Origin of the sequence: Roseibium sp. HPY-6 (assembly GCF_040530035.1) — a bacterium.
In the GTDB taxonomy this organism is placed as follows: domain Bacteria; phylum Pseudomonadota; class Alphaproteobacteria; order Rhizobiales; family Stappiaceae; genus Roseibium.
Genome location: NZ_JBEWCD010000002.1, coordinates 891,944 through 907,660 on the forward strand (window position 1 = coordinate 891,944; position 15,717 = coordinate 907,660).

Genomic DNA, 15,717 nt, shown 5'->3' on the forward strand with positions numbered 1-15,717 from the left:
GCGCAGTTGTTGATCCGTATTATTCCGCCGCAGGCTTCTTTTCGTCCGCGGCTGAAGCAGCGGCTGCAGCTGAAGCGAGCGTTTCTTTCTGTTTGTCGTCCAGATTGGCTGCTTCGGGAAGCTGAACGCGAACTTCCTTGCGGGCGAACTGGATGCCGTTTTCTTCAAACGTCTTTTGAACGCGCTTGTAGATTTCCTTGCGAACGCCGAACTGTTTTCCCGGCTTCGTGGTGAACTTGCCGCGCACGACGATGCCGACATCGTCGACATCCGCAACACCCTGTCCCTTGAAGGGCGCCAGAAGATCGTCCTTGAACTCTTCCATCTCCATGATTTCCTGACCGATCTTCTTGAAGAGCTTGCGGACCTTCTCGACATCCGTGTCGAACGGAACGGTGAACTTCAGCTTCATGATCACCCAGTCACGGGAGAGGTTGGTCAGCTTCGGGATCTGGCCATAGGGCACGATATGCACTGCGCCCTTTGTGCCGCGCAGTTGCAGCGAACGGAGCGAGATTTTCTCAATCGTACCCTGCGCGCCCCCGGTATCGATGAACTCGCCCAGGCGGAACGCATCATCCATCAGGAAGAAGACGCCGGAAACGACGTCCTGAACGAGGGTCTGTGCCCCAAACCCGACGGCAAGGCCGATGACACCGGCGCCAGCCAGAAGCGGCGTGATGTTGATCCCGAGCTGGCTGAGGGCAAGAAGACCGGTCAACGTGATGATCGTGACCTGCAGGACGATCCGCATCAAGGGCAGGATTGTTGCGATACGCGACTTGCCCGCGCCTCCCATTTCCGCGTCGTCATCCTGTGTCTCGGCAGGCGGCGAATCCTTTGCAAGCTGATGCGAGACCCAGAGGTTTGTTATTTCCCAGGCGAGATAACCGGCGGCAAGGATCAGGAGGAAGATGACGCTGTTGCGCGCGACAGCTGATCCGTCATCGCCGCCGAAAGCGAGCAGATTAAGCCCGTAGATGCGTCCAACCACCAGAATCAGGAAGGCAAGCAAAGCGACACGGGCGATACGGACGTAACTGTGCCGGGTTTGAAGATGGGCCGCTTCTGCCACTGGACCTTCACCCTGCATCGGTGGCACGATATGCGAAACGATGCCCCGCACCATCGTGTCGAGGAACGGCGCAAAGACAACGAGCGCGATGACTGCAAGCGAACGCCCTGCAGTGAGTGCATCGACGCCCATGCTGGCGGTGACCTGAACAAGCAGCCAGTTGAACGCAATGAACGCCATGGAGAAATACGGCCAGAACCGGGCCATGCGTTCCAGACCTGAGGTCGGGTCTTCCTCATCGCCCAGAATAATGCTTGTCAGGCCGTGCCGTGCCTTCCAGATCACGGCGATGATCCAGGCATTGATGCCGAAGCCGACAAAGAACCGGAACGTTCCGCCCGCGTCCGTACCTGCCCCCTCCATGACATTGCGAATGAAGAAGGCGATGCCGACGATTGCGAAAAGGATTGTAAAATTGTGGTAGAGCGACTTTGCGGTCGCGTCATCCGCCGTGACGAGGCGCAGCTCGCGCCGGTTAGGCGCCAGCGCGAAGCGCAGAAGCGCTGCGATCAACCGGGGCAGAAACACGATCCAGAACACGGCTTGAAGCGCATAGGAGCGCGTCCCCGGATCGAAAACCGCAATGCGGGCGACCAAGAGCGCGATCACGGCAAAAACGATCAATCCGCCGAGGTCGAGGCCTGCACGTGTGGAGACCAGCTTGACTGTCTCGAAAAGGTTTTCAGGCGATTTGTTCTGAATGGTGTCGCGTCTTGCAGCCGTGAGCCGGTTGATCAGGAACTCGGCGGCAAACCCGGCGGCGAGAATGATGGCGATGGCCCCGATCAGAATATGGACCGGTCCGGCAATCGTACCTGCAAACAGGGCGCCAATGCTGGAAATGATGCTTGAAAAGAGGTCCGGCAATGCCTGGAAGTGACCGGCAACCATCCCGGTGAAATTGCCGAGGGCTGTTTGCAGTTGTTCCACAACTCCGGGCCCATCGGCCGCGGCAGGAGCCGCCTGTTCGCCTGCTGCGGCGCTTTGTTGCAGCAGTTTCATCAGGTCGGTGAGTGCTTCGACCTGCTCCGGATCGAGGTCGGACACGAGTTTTTCCATCGCCTCCGGCTGCAGCGGCGGCGGGAGCTCGGATCCGGCGTCCTGTGCCAGCCCTGGCGCTGGCAAGACAATTGTAGCGGCTAAAAAAAGGCTGATTGCACAAGTGAGTATGATTTTTTGACAAGCACCGGTCATAATTCGGGCCCCCCGACGGTGTTGGTTCTCTTAATCTCAAATTAGACATGCTTGCGGTTCAAAATCCAACGATATTCCCCAGCGTCATTACCGATGTGTGGACATTTCATCAGCCGCGGCGGTCGCCTTGTGCAGATTGTACAGGTTTGAAAGGACAACGGTGCTTGATCCGCGCAGCTTATACGTCTACCTCCGTGTCGAAGCAGAAATTACGTGAGCGGCATTGAATGAACACCTCACCACCTAGCGCGAATATCTCACCCGGGCCGGTATGGGCCTTGATGAGCCCGATCGGCCGTATCGGCAAGGAACCCTACTGGCTCTGTTTTGCATTCGTTTGGGTGGTTATCGGGATGGCGATCAGGATCTGGTGGCTCTCGATTCCCGGCATCCCGAACCCCGAAGAAGTAACGCCGAGCGCGTTTGCAGGTTCGAATCCTCTGTTCCCGCTTCTCTTTTTTGTTCTGCAATGGTTCGAACTGGCAATTGTGATCAAACGTCTGCAGGACATCGGCCAGAACGGCTTCTGGGCATTGCTAATCTTTCTTCCAGGGATCAATATCCTGATGGTTCTCGTTTTGGGTTTCATGCCCAGCCAGCCGCAATCGAACCGAAATGGTCCGCTTCCCAACAGCTATTGGCGCAAATCCTGAAATCTCTTCTGATACGAACATCATTCGTCGTGAGAATCTGACTGTCATGCCTACCAACGCCGTCTCCATTGCCCAGGACCTTATTCGATGCCCGTCTGTAACGCCGATGGAGGGAGGCGCTCTTGCGGCGCTCGAAACCCTGCTTGCGGGCGCAGGTTTTTCGGTGTCCCGGATAACGTTTGAAGACGATGACACCCCGGACGTTGAAAACCTTTTTGCAACGATTGGCTCCGGTGCGCCGCACTTCGTGTTTGCCGGGCATACCGATGTGGTACCGGCCGGCGCCGAGAGCGACTGGAGCCATGGTCCCTTCGACGGCGACATCTCAAACGGCGTGCTCTTCGGGCGCGGTGCCGTTGACATGAAAGGCGGCGTCGCAGCTTTTGCGGCAGCGGCGCTCGAGTTTGTCGAAGACTTCGGGCCGGACTTTGGTGGGACGATCTCCTTCCTGATAACGGGCGATGAGGAAGGACCGGCCGTAAACGGGACGGTGAAACTGCTGGAGTGGGCCGAAGCACAAGGCCATAAGTTCGACGGATGTATCGTCGGCGAACCAACCAATCCTGAAAAGCTCGGCGATGCGATCAAGGTTGGGCGAAGGGGGTCGCTGTCCGGCACAATTACGGTTGCAGGTGTACAGGGGCATGCCGCCTATCCCCATCTTGCCGACAATCCGATCCCCGGCCTGGTTCGCTTGCTGTCTGCTCTTGATGCATTGACGCTTGATAACGGCAACGACCGTTTCCAACCTTCCAATCTTGAAATCGTGAGCATGGACGTCGGCAATCCGGCGTTCAACGTCATCCCGGCGCGGGCAGAAGCGCGCTTCAACATTCGCTTCAACGATGAATGGTCTTTGGAAAGGCTCGAGGCGAAAATCCTCGAAACTCTCAAAGGAGTGGACCTTCGCAGCTTACAGCTGGACGTGGCCTTCAAGCGCGATGCCAGCGAGTCTTTTCTTACCAGGGACGAAAAACTGATCGAAGTTCTGAGCCAGGCCGTCGAGAGCGAAACCGGGCGACGTCCGGAGCTCTCGACCGGTGGCGGGACGTCCGATGCAAGGTTCATCAAGAATTATTGCCCGGTAGTGGAGTTCGGTCTCGTCGGGCAGACCATGCACAAGGTCGACGAATGTGTAAGCGTTGAAGATCTTGACCGGCTGACGGCGATTTATAAACGTTTTCTCCGCGAGTATCTTACGAAGGCTTCGGGAGCGGCTTGAACTTGATAAGCATGAACGAAATCCGGGCGGCCTTGGATGGTTCATGGTTGCTTTTGCGCAACCGACCGGAAGGCATGGCATTCTTCGACCAGTCCATTCACGGATTCTGGCGGTCGTTTCAGGTCGTCTTTTTACTCATACCGGCATTTCTTTTGAGTGGACTGTCGGAAAGGCAGCTCTATTTCGCCGAGAATATGTTCCACCCGGAAGGATTTCCCAACCAGGCATTCTGGACGGCGCAGGCGTTTGGTCTCGGCATTGACTGGATCGCGCTCCCGCTGATTCTGGCGGCGCTGGCTGCTCCAATCGGCATTTCACATCGGTATGTGCCCTTTGTCGTCGTTCGGAACTGGACGAGCTTGCTTGCGTCGATCCCTTTCATGATCACCTACATGCTGTTTTTGCTCGGTGTCGTGTCGCCCGGGATCGCGGTGCTCCTCTCTCTGACCTGTGTTCTGGTTGTGCTGTGGTATCGCTATCTTGTGGCTCGGATCGCGTTGCATGCATCCATAAGTCTTGCGATTGGCATTGTCGTGCTCGACATTCTGCTGTCGCTGGTCATTGCCGAAATCGTCGGCATTCTCTGGAGAGCATGACAAAACCCCCGCCTCCTGAGAGACGGGGGTTCGAAACACATGCAGGACTGCTGGTCAGTCGCGAAGCAATTCGTTGATCGCGGTTTTCGAACGGGTCTTCTCGTCTACCGTTTTGACAATCACCGCGCAGTAAAGGTTCGGCGCTGCTTCCCCGTTACCCATGAGGCTGGAGGTCGGCATCGAGCCGGCCACGACGACGGAGTAGGGGGGGACTTCACCGTAGCTGATCTCGCCGGTCATGCGGTTCACGATACGTGTCGACTTGCCGATGTAAACGCCCATGCCGAGCACTGAGCCTTCGCGCACGATGCAGCCTTCAACAACTTCGGACCGGGCGCCGATAAAGCAGTTGTCCTCGATGATGACAGGACCGGCCTGAAGCGGCTCCAGAACGCCGCCTATGCCAACGCCGCCGGAAAGATGCACATTCTTGCCGATTTGCGCACAGGACCCGACGGTTGCCCACGTATCGACCATCGTGCCCTCGTCGACATAGGCGCCGAGATTGACAAAGGACGGCATCAGGACAACGCCCTTGCCTATGAATGCGGAGCGACGGACTGTGCAATTCGGAACTGCGCGGAAGCCAGCCTGTTCGAACTCAAGGCCACTCCAGCTGTCGAACTTTGACGGCACCTTGTCCCACCATACAGCTTCGCCGGGTCCACCCTTGATGACTTCCATGGCATTGAGCCGGAAAGACAGCAGAACGGCTTTCTTCGCCCATTGATTGACAACCCAGTCGCCGTCCTTCTTCTCAGCAACGCGCAGTTCGCCCCGGTCAAGCAGATTAAGAGTTGTCTCCACCGCATCCCGGATGTCGCCGGTCGTTGATGTGTCAATGGTGGCGCGGTCTTCAAATGCCGCATCGATAGTCTGGGAAAGGGCGGCAAGGTCGTGTGTCATCTGACAAGGACTCCAAGCGTTGACAATTTGTGCGCGGACCTAAGCCGCCGGACCAAGACCTGTCAAGCGCCGCAGGCAAGGCAAGTGTTCTTTGAACGACATCGTTGCGTCTACAAGTACGGCCAAATTGCGTTGAAGGCGTTTGGCCTGAGACGAACCTGCCCGGTTCCGTACAGTCTCATCGCCAGGGCACTCGGAATTTGAAAGAGATCCAATGTGGACGGTCAACGGGCAACCAGTGCGAGTGCCGGGAGAAGTTAATTATTGAGAAAAAGTAACTTTTCTTCTCCCGTTTTCTTTAGTTTCTTGGGATGGTTGATCGACTAAGATGATTTGAAATCAACTGAGAGGAAGTCGATCTTCGTGGAGCTCTGGATCCCGATTACAATCGCCGCCGCGTTCTGCCAAAACGTGCGAACGGCAATGCAAAAGCACCTGAAAGGCAGGCTGGGCAACACAGGTGCGACGTTTGTCCGTTTCGGCTACGGGATGCCCTTTGCGCTCCTCTATGCCGCCGTCCTGCATTTTGTTTTCAAGAACCCCATCCCGGATCCGACGGTGACGCTGATTGTAGCCGGGGCGCTTGGCGGTTTGGCACAGATTATCGCGACGTTCTTGCTGATCTATCTCTTTTCCTTCCGCAATTTCGCGGTTGGAACGGCTTATTCCAAAACCGAACCCATTCAGGCGGCGCTCTTTGGTCTTGTGGTCCTCGGAGAGCGTGTCAGTTTGCCAGCAGCTCTTTGCATCATGGTCGGGATCGCAGGTGTGATAACCATCTCGCTGGCGCGGGTTCCGCTGACATTACCGGCAATTCGCTCATCTCTTTTTGGCAGACCGGCGCTCATCGGCCTGGCTTCGGCTGCCTTTTTCGGAGCTTCAGCTGTTGCCTACCGAACCGCTTCCCTGTCGCTGGAAGGAACGACCGTGGCCATGCAGGCGGCCACTGCGCTCGTCTACGCGACGATGTTTCAAACCCTTGTCATGTCGCTCTGGATGACACTGAGAGAGCCCGCGGAACTGCGCGCGAGCATTCGCGCCTGGCGCGCGGCCCTATGGGTGGGGGCTTCGGGTGTTGCCGGATCGATAGGCTGGTTCACAGCAATGACCTTGCAAAACGTGGCGTATGTCCGGGCGCTTGCTCAGATCGAGCTGGTTTTTACCTTTCTGGCATCCTGGCTGGTCTTCAAGGAGGTGATCACGCGCTCCGAAATTTCGGGCTGCCTTCTTATTGTCGGCGCGGTCGTCGGCATTATTCTGACAGGTTGACCGACGCGCAGACTTAGGCGACTTCCAAAACAATCTTGCCGATATGACCCTTTTCCCCGAACGCTGCCTGTGCGGCTGCAATGTCGCGCAGCGGGAACGTTTCGGCGACAAGCGGTCTGATTTCCTTGGCTTCAATCCGTTTCACGAGGTTGCCGAAAACCTGTCGCTCAAGCACGGTGCAGCCAAAAAAACTGAGATCTTTCAAATACAGTGTTCGCACATCCAGTTCCACCATGGGGCCGCCAATCGCACCCGACACGGCATATCGGCCGCCCGGTCTCAGCACTTCCAGCAGTGAAGGCCACTTGGCCCCTGCGACCAGGTCGATGACCACATCGACCGAATTGGCTCCTAGAGTGGCGACATAATCCGCGTCGCGATCCAGCGTCTTGAACGCGCCGAGCTCCACTAAGGACCCAGCTTTAGAGGGGCTCGTCACGGCAATCACATCGGCACCGCGCGCGCGCGCCAGCTGGATCGCAGCAGATCCGACGCCGCCCGACGCGCCAGTGACCAGCACCGTGTCACCTGCCTTGACCCGTGTGCGCTCGAGCATGTTTTCAGCGGTCGAATAGGAACAGGGAAAGGAAGCCAGTTCCGCATCCGTGAGGGTGCAATCGATCGCGTGGGCGTGCCGTGAAGCGACGCGGGTGTACTCTGCAAAGCCGCCATTGCACTCGGATCCGAAATACCAGGGCGTATGCAGCATCCGGCCTTCTGCCTCAATGAGACAAGGCTCCACGAGTACACGTTCTCCAATCCTGGACGGATCCACTCCTGCGCCGACGGCAACAATGGACCCGCAGACATCGGCGCCCTGAATGAGCGGAAACTTGAGGGCTTCCCCGGTCCAGGCGGCATCTTCTGCGTCGTTGTCGCCTTTCGAATACCAGCCGATGCGCGTGTTGACGTCGGTGTTGTTGACGCCGGCAGCGCCGACGCGAATGAGCACCTCACCGGTTTCGAGCGAGGGGACATCCAGGTCTTCCCGCCATTCGAGCGTCTCAGGGCCACCATGTCCGGTCAGAACGACACCGTTCATTTTTTGAGGAAGGCGCACGTGTTGTCTCCGGTAGAATGATTGTTCTACTTGCTCGAGTAGAGGATTTATTCTACCCCGTCAACCATGACTGACACGAAAGCCAGAATTGCCGCCGGACTTGAGCGGGCATTTGCGGAAAACGGGTTCTCTGAGCCCAACATCGACAGCCTGCGTGAAGCGGCTGGCGTCAGTCTGAGGACGCTCTACAAGTACATGCCGTCGCGCGAGGAAATGGTCTTGAGTGCCCTGGAACACCGGCACAGACGATACATGCAATTTGTGTTCGACGACCTGCCGGGCGATGGGCCAACCGTTTTGCACCTGGTGCTGGATCGCATTGCGCAATGGATGTCGAAGGAGGCGTCGCACGGCTGCCTCTTTCATGCAGCGGTTGCGAGCGCCCCCCGGGATGAGCGGCTGCGGGCACTTTTGGCAAAACACAAGAACGAAGTTGCCGAAAAAACGTCAGAGGTGTCTGGACTACAGGAGCACCAGGGTGAGGTCGCGCTGATTGTCGAAGGGCTAATGCAGGCTTGGCCTCTATACGGGGAAAACGCAACAAGAAGCGCAAAGAACCTCTGCGATACGCTTTTGAACGAAACCTCCGCAACGGGTCTCAAGAATTCGGGTTCGCTCCCGTCTGCAGAAGATCGCTCACACGAAGCCGATCCGATGAGTGCATCGGTCAGCAAGGCATTTCCTCGTTCAAATTGAAGGTGCCCATACGAAAAACCCGCGTGTCTTCAGAAGACTGCGGGTTTGTTAAAATGCGTAGCAGCTTAGGTTCGTTCAGGCAGCTTTCTTACGGCGGCTCGTCAGCACCAATCCGCCAATACCACCAAGCAGCAGCCATGCTGCAGCCGGCAACGGAACGGCGGCGACAGTCAGATTGTCGAATGAGCCGGATCCAGCCAGAACGATGGAGAGCGTGTTGCCATACCGCTGTTGAGGATCGGCACCTACTGGAGCGAACCTGTTGTTGGCACTCACGCCGACTTCACCAAAGAGGTCGACACCGTCCAGCAGAATGCGCGCGCCGGGTTCTTCGATGTCGATGAAGTCAGCGCCCAGGAACCGGATCATCCTGTCGAAAACAAACGTGATCGTACCACCGCGTGCATTGTCGTCCGGATCGGCAATGTCATTGTTTTCCTGGATAACCGGGATTATCCCAAATGCCTTCGTCAACCCGGAAAGATCCTTGATCGGCGCACTAAGGTCGTCGTCTTCACCGGTGAAGTTGTCCGTATCGAAAGCTACAGCCTTGTCAATTCCACCGTCTGCGGAAACCGTTGCGCTCAAATTTCCGCGGCTAACCGAGGTGATGACGTCGCCGCTGTCGAATTCTTCAAAATCGAATGTGTAAACCATGGCTTCGCCGGTTGATGGCAGAACGGCCGCCGAAACACAAAACAAAAAACCCACTATTGCAGCACGCATGGCTACTCCTTCAATGCAACGCAATAAGATTGCATAAGTTCCTGTCGCGATACCGCAGCCGTAGTGTAAAAATTTACAAGAATCAAATTAATTTTAAATTCTAGTTAATTTTGAGGCGATTTCGATTGTCTGCGATGCCGTCAACGCGCGCAAACAGAGTTTCGGCGAAGGCTGAATTGCCGTGTTGCGAAACGCGTTGTCAGCAATGCCGGTTTGACGCTTTGTATGTCTCGGGCGTGGCTCACTGTTGTGAGGCACCATCTTCCGCTGTTGACTGCAGCCAGGTGCGGAATGCCCTGACGGGTCGGGTCAATGTGCGTGTCGGAGATCTGACGAACCAGTAGCCGGTTTCCAATTCCAACACCGGCCAGTCAGGTGAAATGAGATGTCCAGCGTCCAGTTCCTGGGAGATAAAGCGGCGATCGATCACGATGGCACCCATCCCGGCAATAGCCGCCTGAATGGCAAGATCACGGCTTTGAAGCACCGTACCTGAGGAAATGTCGGGATGGTTGAGACGAGCCGCTTCAAGCCATGCGGTCCAGTCGCCTCGGCGCGAAGAACTGTGCAACACAGGTAAATCGGACAGAAGTGCTGCTGCGGAATGGTCCTTGCCGTTCAAAAGGGACGGCGCCATGGCGACAGCGAGATGTTCCTGCCAAAGGAGGTGACATTCAACGCCCGGCCAGTTTCCGATACCGAGCCGGATCGCGCAGTCATAATTCTCCCGGTCGAGATCAACCATCCGCGTAGACGTTGACAAAAGCAGCTCCACATCAGGCTGCTCCGCTTGAAACTCAGGCAACCGGGGAATGAGCCAACGCGTCGCAAACGTCGAAACGGTGCTGATCCTGAGCTCGGTGCGCCCACGCCGCTTGAAACTGTCGACAGCTTCCTCGATCCTGTCGAATGCGTCACCCAGACTGAGTGCCAGACGTTGGCCTTCCTCCGTAAGTGTCAGTCCGCGCCCATCGCGATTGACCAGCGTTGCGCCGAGTTCGCTTTCCAACTTGCGCATGAGATGGGAAAGTGCCGACGGCGAGACGCCGAGTTTTTCAGCTGCGAGCGATGCCCGGCCGTGCCGGGCAAGAAGAGAGAACGCGTGGAGTGCGCGAAGGGACGCCATTCAAATTGGATTCCACTTGTTGAGTTTTGCTCAATCTAGAGCAGAATCTCCGGACTTGATAGCGCCGCTGGCATGCGACGCTGGACCGGGCTGCCTAGCGAAACGCCCCCATTACCGCCTTCAAAAATCCGGTAAGTTCCTCGGTGACGAAGTCGACATGGGGGTAGGGATCACCCTCCAGGTCCCAGCTTTCCTGAAAAACCTGCCGCGAACCCTTGGGTATGATCAGCGTTGAGCGCATGCCCAGTTGGTGCGGTACTTTCAGGTTTTTTGGCAGATCCTCGAACATCGCTGCCCGCGCGGGGGAGATGCCCGTGATGTCGATGAACTTGTCGTAAGTCTCCCGGTTTGGTTTGGGAATCAGGTCTGCGGAGACGATATCGAAAATGTCTTCGAAATGATCGGAAATGCCCAGGGCTGCCGCGGTGCGTTCCGCATGCGGGCGGTCGCCATTGGTAAAGATGAATTTCTTGCCCGGAAGCGCTTCAATCGCCTTTCCAAGCTCCGGGTTGGGTTCGAGCCCGGAATAGTCGATGTCATGCACAAAGGCGAGATAGTCATCCGGATCGATGTTCTGCGTTGTCATCAATCCGCGCAGTGTTGTGCCATATTCGTGATAAAGCGCCTTTTGGTGCGCCATCGCGTCCGATCGGTTCAGGTCCAGTGTCTTTTGCACATAAAGCGCAATCTGTTCATCGATCTGGGAAAACAGGTCGGCTTCGTGCGGATAGAGCGTATTGTCCAGGTCAAAGACCCAGGCTTCCACTCCCATGAAAGTTCTCAGATCCTGGCGATGTGCATGCTGGCCCTCGACGGGCAATTGGCGCTTACCTGTCACGGTCTGATCAACGTCCCGGCGCCGCCATCGGTGAAAAGCTCCAGCAGCACCGCATGTGCGACCTTGCCATTCAGAATAACGACACCTTCCACACCTCGATCCAGGGCTTCGATGCAGGTTTCCACCTTCGGGATCATGCCCCCGGATATTGTCCCGTCCACCATGAGCTCGCGTGCCTTGGCAACAGTCAGTTGCTTGATCAGATTGCCTTCCTTGTCGAGTACACCCGGTACGTCTGTCAGGAACAACAGGCGCTTGGCGTTCAGCGATCCGGCAATCGCACCGGCTGCCGTATCCGCGTTGATGTTGTAGGTCTCGCCGTCCTCGCCATGGGCGACGGGCGCGACAACCGGGATGATAGCTTCCTTCAAAACCAGTTTGAGCACTGTCGGGTCAACGCTCGCGGGCTCGCCGACAAAGCCGAGGTCCACCACGCTTTCGATATTGCTGTCCGGGTCGACGACAGTGCGCTTGAGTTTGCGTGCCGTAACGAGGTTGCCGTCTTTGCCGCAAAGGCCGACCGCTCGGCCGCCCTCGGCATTGATCATCTGGACGATTTCCTTGTTGATCGCCCCGGCGAGAACCATTTCCACGACTTCAACGGTCGCTTTGTCGGTGACGCGCAGGCCCCCCTTGAATTCGCTTACAATGTTGAGCCGTTGCAGCATTTTTCCGATTTGCGGCCCGCCCCCGTGAACGACAACCGGTTTGACGCCGGACTGGCGCAGCAGCGTGATGTCACGTGCGAAGGCCTGGCCAAGCTCCGGGTCGCCCATGGCGTTGCCGCCATACTTCACCACGACTGTCTTGTCGTCGTAGCGCTGCATGTAAGGCAGGGCATGCGCGATGATGTGGGCGCGGCTGGACATGTCAGGACTGGTCATTGGGATCGGACTTCAACTGCAATTCGGACTATTTCTATAAGGGGCTCCTGCTATAGCCGTTTTGGGTCAGCTTCACAATTGCCCGGCTCATTGCACCAGATCAAAGGTTACTGATTGGCGAGAAGGCAGAGTTCAGCCCTCAGGGTGTCGATGCCGGAATTCTTTTCCGATGAGGTCGCTATGATCAGCGGATGTGCGGCGACGCGCTTGGCGAGCATCGCCTGCGTGTCGTTGACAAGGCGCGCAAGCTGAGTCGGCTTGATCTTGTCGGACTTTGTCAGGACGACCTGGTAAACGACCGCAGCCTTGTCGAGCAGGTCCATGGTCTCCAGATCGTTCTTCTTGATCCCGTGGCGGCTGTCGATGAGCAAGATGACACGCCGCAAGTTCGGGCGCCCCCGCAAATAGGAAAACACCAGCTTTGTCCACGCTTCGACCAGTTCCTTTGGCGCTTGCGCGTAGCCGTAACCGGGCATGTCGACGATTGTCAGCGGCGTTTCCGGGGCAACGAAAAAATTCAGCATCTGCGTTCGTCCCGGCGTTGACGAGGTGCGCGCAAGTCCCTTTCGTCCCGTCAGTGCGTTGATCAGGCTTGATTTGCCGACATTGGATCGCCCGGCAAACGCAATCTCGGTGCCGGCGGCTTCCGGGAGATTGGACATGTCGGTAACGCTGGTCAGAAAGTCCCAGGAGCGGGCAAACATCAGCCGGCCCGCTTCCAGGTCTTCTTGGGTGTGGTTCAGGTCTTCGCTCATGACGCGCTTTTAGCTTGCCTTGGCGGGTGCGTCGAGAGGGACGTCGTTTTCAACGGCGGCCCTCTCCAGTGCATCGATATCGGCGCCCCAGATCGCCCTGAGGTGCCGGGAGATCTTGTCGATCGGCCAGTCCCACCAGGCAACCTGCAGCAACCGTTCAATGGTCGCCTCGTCGAAGCGCAGACGCACAACGCGCCCCGGATTGCCGACCACCACGGCATAGGGAGGCACGTCTGAAGCAACGACGGTATGCGCCCCGATAATTGCGCCAGAGCAAATGGTGACACCGGGCATGATGGTGCTGTTGGTGCCGCACCAAACGTCATGTCCGACGACCGTGTCACCGCGCAGATGATCGAAAATCGATGACGGTTCGAACTGCTCCTGCCACGCTGGATCGAAGATGTGGAAGGGATAGGTCGAAAACCCGGTCATGGCGTGATTAGCGCCATTCATGATGAATGTCGTGCCATGTGCCAGGGCGCAGTATCTGCCGATCTTCAAACGGTCGCCAATGGCCTCGAAGTGGTAGCGCACGTTTCGATTTTCGAAGTCCGGCGCGTTTTCGAAGTCGTGGTAATAGGTGTAGTCGCCGACCTCGATATTCGGGCGTGTAATGAAATTCTTCAGGAATACCGTGTGCGGTTCCCCGTGAAATGGATGCGGCGTAGACGGTGATGGTCCGTGCATGAGACCTCCAAAAGAGCAAGAAACAAGGGAAGAAAAAGGTGCGCTTATTGCGCGATCGACCTGCAGGTCGGCGACTTCGCCTTGCGAAACAGGTCTTGCTTCATCGGATCATTGGTCTGTGCACTCCTTGGCTCAAAAAAAGGCCCCGCGAACTGCGAGGCCTCGGTGTGTAGCAGGTCTTTCGGGACTTGTCAGCCCTTGTCGTCGGACGCCGGTTTTTTTCGTTTGAACATCGACCCGAGATTGTCCCAAAGCTCCACCTTGGCCCCCTGGCGGCGCATGATCACATACTGCTGTGCGATCGACAGGAAGTTGTTCCAGGCCCAGTAGATAACAAGACCGGCCGGGAAGGACGCGAGCATGAAAGTGAAGACAACCGGCATCCAGGTGAAGATCATCTGCTGTGTCGGGTCCGGCGGTGCCGGGTTCATCTTCATCTGAACGAACATGGTGATACCCATGAGCAGCGGCCAGACGCCCAGCATGAGCAACTGCGGCGGATCCCAGGGGATCAGTCCGAACAGATTGAAGAGCGACGTCGGATCGGGCGCGGACAGATCCTGGATCCAGCCAAAAAACGGCGCGTGCCGCATCTCGATCGTGACGAAGAGCACCTTGTAGAGTGCGAAAAAGACCGGGATCTGGATCAGGATCGGCAGACAGCCCGCTAGAGGGTTGATCTTTTCCTTCTTGTAAAGCTCCATCAGAGCCTGTTGCTGCTTCTGCCTGTCGTCCTTGTAGGTTTCCCTGATCTCGGTCATCTGCGGCTGCACGAGCTTCATCTTGCTCATGGAAACGTAGGACTTGTTCGCGAGCGGGAAGAAGATCAGCTTGATGATCACCGTCACCACAAGAATGGCCACGCCGAAATTGCCAAGCAGATGGAAGAAATAATCTATGGCGAAGAACATTGGCTTGGTCAGGAAGTAGAACCAGCCCCAGTCGATCAGGAGTTCAAAGCGCGCAATTCCGAGTGCTTCCTCATAGGCATCGATCAGCTTCGTTTCCTTGGCGCCAGCGAAGAGGTAGGAGCTGGTTTCGGCAGTGCTGCCGGCCTGAACGGAGACGCCGTTCCCGAGAAAATCCGCCTGGAAGTTCCCAGTCGCATTGGAGAAACTGAAGCTGGGCTGGAACTCCTGTCCGGGTACCGGAATGAGTGTCGCCGCCCAGTATTTGTCGGTGATGCCGAGCCAGCCGTTATCGACCCTTGCGGGCCGGTTGGTTCCTTCTTCTTCCAGATCGGAATAGTCGATTTCCTGCAGGCCCTCTTCACCAAAGACGCCGAGCAGGCCTTCATGAAGGATCCAGATGCCTGTCGTCTCCGGAATGCCTTTCCGTGCAATCAGGCCGTAGGGATAAAGCGTCACAGCGGTCGCGGAACTGTTGTCGACGGATTGCGACACCGTGAACATATAGTTTTCGTCAACGGAATACGTGCGCTTAAAAACAATTCCGCCTCCATTGTCCCAGGTCAGCGTCAGCGGCGTGGTCGGCGTCAGCTGCCCATCGCCTTCCGCGGTCCAAACCGTGTCCGGACCGGGCAGGGCCACGTCAGCGCCCGGATCGGCGACCCAGCCATAGTCGGTGTAGTAGGGTTGTGGACTGCCTTTTGGCGAAAACAGTGCGATCGTCGGGCTGCTTCTGTCGACTGTCTCGTGATAGTCCTTCAGCCGCAAGTCATCGAGACGGCCGCCGGTGAGGTTGATCGATCCTTCCAGCTTCGGTGTTTCGATCACGACGCGCTGGCTCGCTGCAACCGCTTGTGCACGGCTTCCGAAAACGGCGTTTTGCCCGACTGATTGCGCCGGCAGCGCCGCGTTGCCGCTCGAGGTCGCGGAAGGTTGCGGTGCGTCGGGATTGGCGCTGCCCGGCGTTACGGTTTGACGGGCTGCGTCCGCTTCCTGCTGCGCCTGGAGCGCGGCCTGCTGACGCTCCAGCTCCGGGCTCGCGACGAAATACTGCCAGGCTAGCAGAACAATCAGGGACAATACGATCGCCAGAATCGTGTTTCGGTTTTCAGAAATCAA

15 protein-coding genes are annotated in these 15,717 nt (G+C 57.1%); 5 read left to right on the forward strand and 10 right to left on the reverse strand.

Annotated features, from left to right (window positions below; genetic code table 11):
• Nucleotides 1-19: 19 nt before the first annotated feature.
• The gene (locus ABVF61_RS15505) at nucleotides 20-2,122 is read right to left on the reverse strand and encodes a mechanosensitive ion channel family protein (RefSeq protein ID WP_353994442.1); all 2,103 of its coding nucleotides are present in this window, start codon (nucleotides 2,120-2,122) and stop codon (nucleotides 20-22) included.
• Nucleotides 2,123-2,496: 374 nt separating this feature from the next.
• On the opposite strand from ABVF61_RS15505, the gene ABVF61_RS15510 reads away from it, so the two are divergent.
• From ABVF61_RS15510 to ABVF61_RS15520, 3 genes are read left to right on the forward strand one after another with little or no spacing between them, the layout of a single operon-like run.
• On the forward strand, nucleotides 2,497-2,922 hold the full coding sequence (locus ABVF61_RS15510; protein ID WP_353994443.1) for a DUF805 domain-containing protein: 426 nt from the start codon (nucleotides 2,497-2,499) through the stop codon (nucleotides 2,920-2,922).
• A 46-nt stretch (nucleotides 2,923-2,968) separates the two neighbouring features.
• Nucleotides 2,969-4,144 carry a succinyl-diaminopimelate desuccinylase gene (gene dapE / locus ABVF61_RS15515; protein ID WP_353994444.1) on the forward strand — a complete coding sequence of 392 codons (1,176 nt, stop codon included), beginning with the start codon at nucleotides 2,969-2,971 and terminating at the stop codon, nucleotides 4,142-4,144.
• Between the two features lie 11 nt (nucleotides 4,145-4,155).
• Nucleotides 4,156-4,740, forward strand: coding sequence for a hypothetical protein (locus tag ABVF61_RS15520; protein WP_353996438.1), 585 nt, complete (start codon nucleotides 4,156-4,158; stop codon nucleotides 4,738-4,740).
• Nucleotides 4,741-4,794: 54 nt separating this feature from the next.
• On the opposite strand, the gene dapD is transcribed toward ABVF61_RS15520, so the two are convergent.
• On the reverse strand, nucleotides 4,795-5,646 hold the full coding sequence (gene dapD, locus ABVF61_RS15525) for a 2,3,4,5-tetrahydropyridine-2,6-dicarboxylate N-succinyltransferase (RefSeq protein WP_353994445.1): 852 nt from the start codon (nucleotides 5,644-5,646) through the stop codon (nucleotides 4,795-4,797).
• A gap of 363 nt (nucleotides 5,647-6,009) precedes the next feature.
• On the opposite strand from dapD, the gene ABVF61_RS15530 reads away from it, so the two are divergent.
• The gene (locus tag ABVF61_RS15530; RefSeq protein ID WP_353994446.1) at nucleotides 6,010-6,915 is read left to right on the forward strand and encodes an EamA family transporter; all 906 of its coding nucleotides are present in this window, start codon (nucleotides 6,010-6,012) and stop codon (nucleotides 6,913-6,915) included.
• 13 nt (nucleotides 6,916-6,928) lie between these two features.
• Here the strand turns inward: ABVF61_RS15530 and ABVF61_RS15535 are convergent, their stop codons facing one another.
• Nucleotides 6,929-7,975 (reverse strand): alcohol dehydrogenase family protein, encoded by a 1,047-nt coding sequence (locus ABVF61_RS15535; protein WP_502949968.1) that lies wholly within the window; start codon nucleotides 7,973-7,975, stop codon nucleotides 6,929-6,931.
• A gap of 66 nt (nucleotides 7,976-8,041) precedes the next feature.
• Between ABVF61_RS15535 and ABVF61_RS15540 the strand changes: the two genes are divergently transcribed.
• A complete protein-coding gene (locus ABVF61_RS15540) occupies nucleotides 8,042-8,671 on the forward strand; it encodes a TetR/AcrR family transcriptional regulator (protein WP_353994447.1) in 630 nt (209 codons plus the stop codon).
• A gap of 75 nt (nucleotides 8,672-8,746) precedes the next feature.
• On the opposite strand, the gene ABVF61_RS15545 is transcribed toward ABVF61_RS15540, so the two are convergent.
• From ABVF61_RS15545 to yidC, 7 genes are all read right to left on the reverse strand, one after another.
• A complete protein-coding gene (locus ABVF61_RS15545; protein WP_353994448.1) occupies nucleotides 8,747-9,397 on the reverse strand; it encodes a VPLPA-CTERM sorting domain-containing protein in 651 nt (216 codons plus the stop codon).
• A gap of 241 nt (nucleotides 9,398-9,638) precedes the next feature.
• Nucleotides 9,639-10,523, reverse strand: a complete 885-nt coding sequence (locus ABVF61_RS15550) for a LysR substrate-binding domain-containing protein (RefSeq protein WP_353994449.1) — start codon at nucleotides 10,521-10,523, stop codon at nucleotides 9,639-9,641.
• Nucleotides 10,524-10,617: 94 nt separating this feature from the next.
• Nucleotides 10,618-11,361: a pyrimidine 5'-nucleotidase gene (locus ABVF61_RS15555; RefSeq protein ID WP_353994450.1), complete on the reverse strand. Its 744-nt coding sequence runs from the start codon at nucleotides 11,359-11,361 to the stop codon at nucleotides 10,618-10,620.
• Nucleotides 11,358-12,245 carry an acetylglutamate kinase gene (gene argB / locus ABVF61_RS15560; protein WP_353994451.1) on the reverse strand — a complete coding sequence of 296 codons (888 nt, stop codon included), beginning with the start codon at nucleotides 12,243-12,245 and terminating at the stop codon, nucleotides 11,358-11,360. The genes ABVF61_RS15555 and argB overlap by 4 nt, the downstream gene beginning before the upstream one ends.
• 107 nt (nucleotides 12,246-12,352) lie before the next feature.
• Nucleotides 12,353-13,000, reverse strand: a complete 648-nt coding sequence (yihA, locus tag ABVF61_RS15565) for a ribosome biogenesis GTP-binding protein YihA/YsxC (protein ID WP_353994452.1) — start codon at nucleotides 12,998-13,000, stop codon at nucleotides 12,353-12,355.
• Between the two features lie 9 nt (nucleotides 13,001-13,009).
• Entirely contained in the window at nucleotides 13,010-13,690 is a 681-nt protein-coding gene (locus ABVF61_RS15570) for a CatB-related O-acetyltransferase (protein ID WP_353994453.1), read from the reverse strand.
• A 191-nt stretch (nucleotides 13,691-13,881) separates the two neighbouring features.
• On the reverse strand, nucleotides 13,882-15,717 hold the full coding sequence (gene yidC, locus ABVF61_RS15575; protein ID WP_353994454.1) for a membrane protein insertase YidC: 1,836 nt from the start codon (nucleotides 15,715-15,717) through the stop codon (nucleotides 13,882-13,884).

Bases quoted from the DNA above. Each gene is read 5' to 3' on its own strand.
- ABVF61_RS15510 (WP_353994443.1), top strand. From the start codon at position 2,497: ATGAACACCTCACCACCTAGCGCGAATATCTCACCCGGGCCGGTATGG.
- dapE (WP_353994444.1), top strand. From the start codon at position 2,969: ATGCCTACCAACGCCGTCTCCATTGCCCAGGACCTTATTCGATGCCCG.
- ABVF61_RS15520 (WP_353996438.1), top strand. From the start codon at position 4,156: ATGAACGAAATCCGGGCGGCCTTGGATGGTTCATGGTTGCTTTTGCGC.
- dapD (WP_353994445.1), bottom strand. From the start codon at position 5,646: ATGACACACGACCTTGCCGCCCTTTCCCAGACTATCGATGCGGCATTT.
- ABVF61_RS15540 (WP_353994447.1), top strand. From the start codon at position 8,042: ATGACTGACACGAAAGCCAGAATTGCCGCCGGACTTGAGCGGGCATTT.
- ABVF61_RS15545 (WP_353994448.1), bottom strand. From the start codon at position 9,397: ATGCGTGCTGCAATAGTGGGTTTTTTGTTTTGTGTTTCGGCGGCCGTT.
- ABVF61_RS15550 (WP_353994449.1), bottom strand. From the start codon at position 10,523: ATGGCGTCCCTTCGCGCACTCCACGCGTTCTCTCTTCTTGCCCGGCAC.
- argB (WP_353994451.1), bottom strand. From the start codon at position 12,245: ATGACCAGTCCTGACATGTCCAGCCGCGCCCACATCATCGCGCATGCC.
- yihA (WP_353994452.1), bottom strand. From the start codon at position 13,000: ATGAGCGAAGACCTGAACCACACCCAAGAAGACCTGGAAGCGGGCCGG.
- ABVF61_RS15570 (WP_353994453.1), bottom strand. From the start codon at position 13,690: ATGCACGGACCATCACCGTCTACGCCGCATCCATTTCACGGGGAACCG.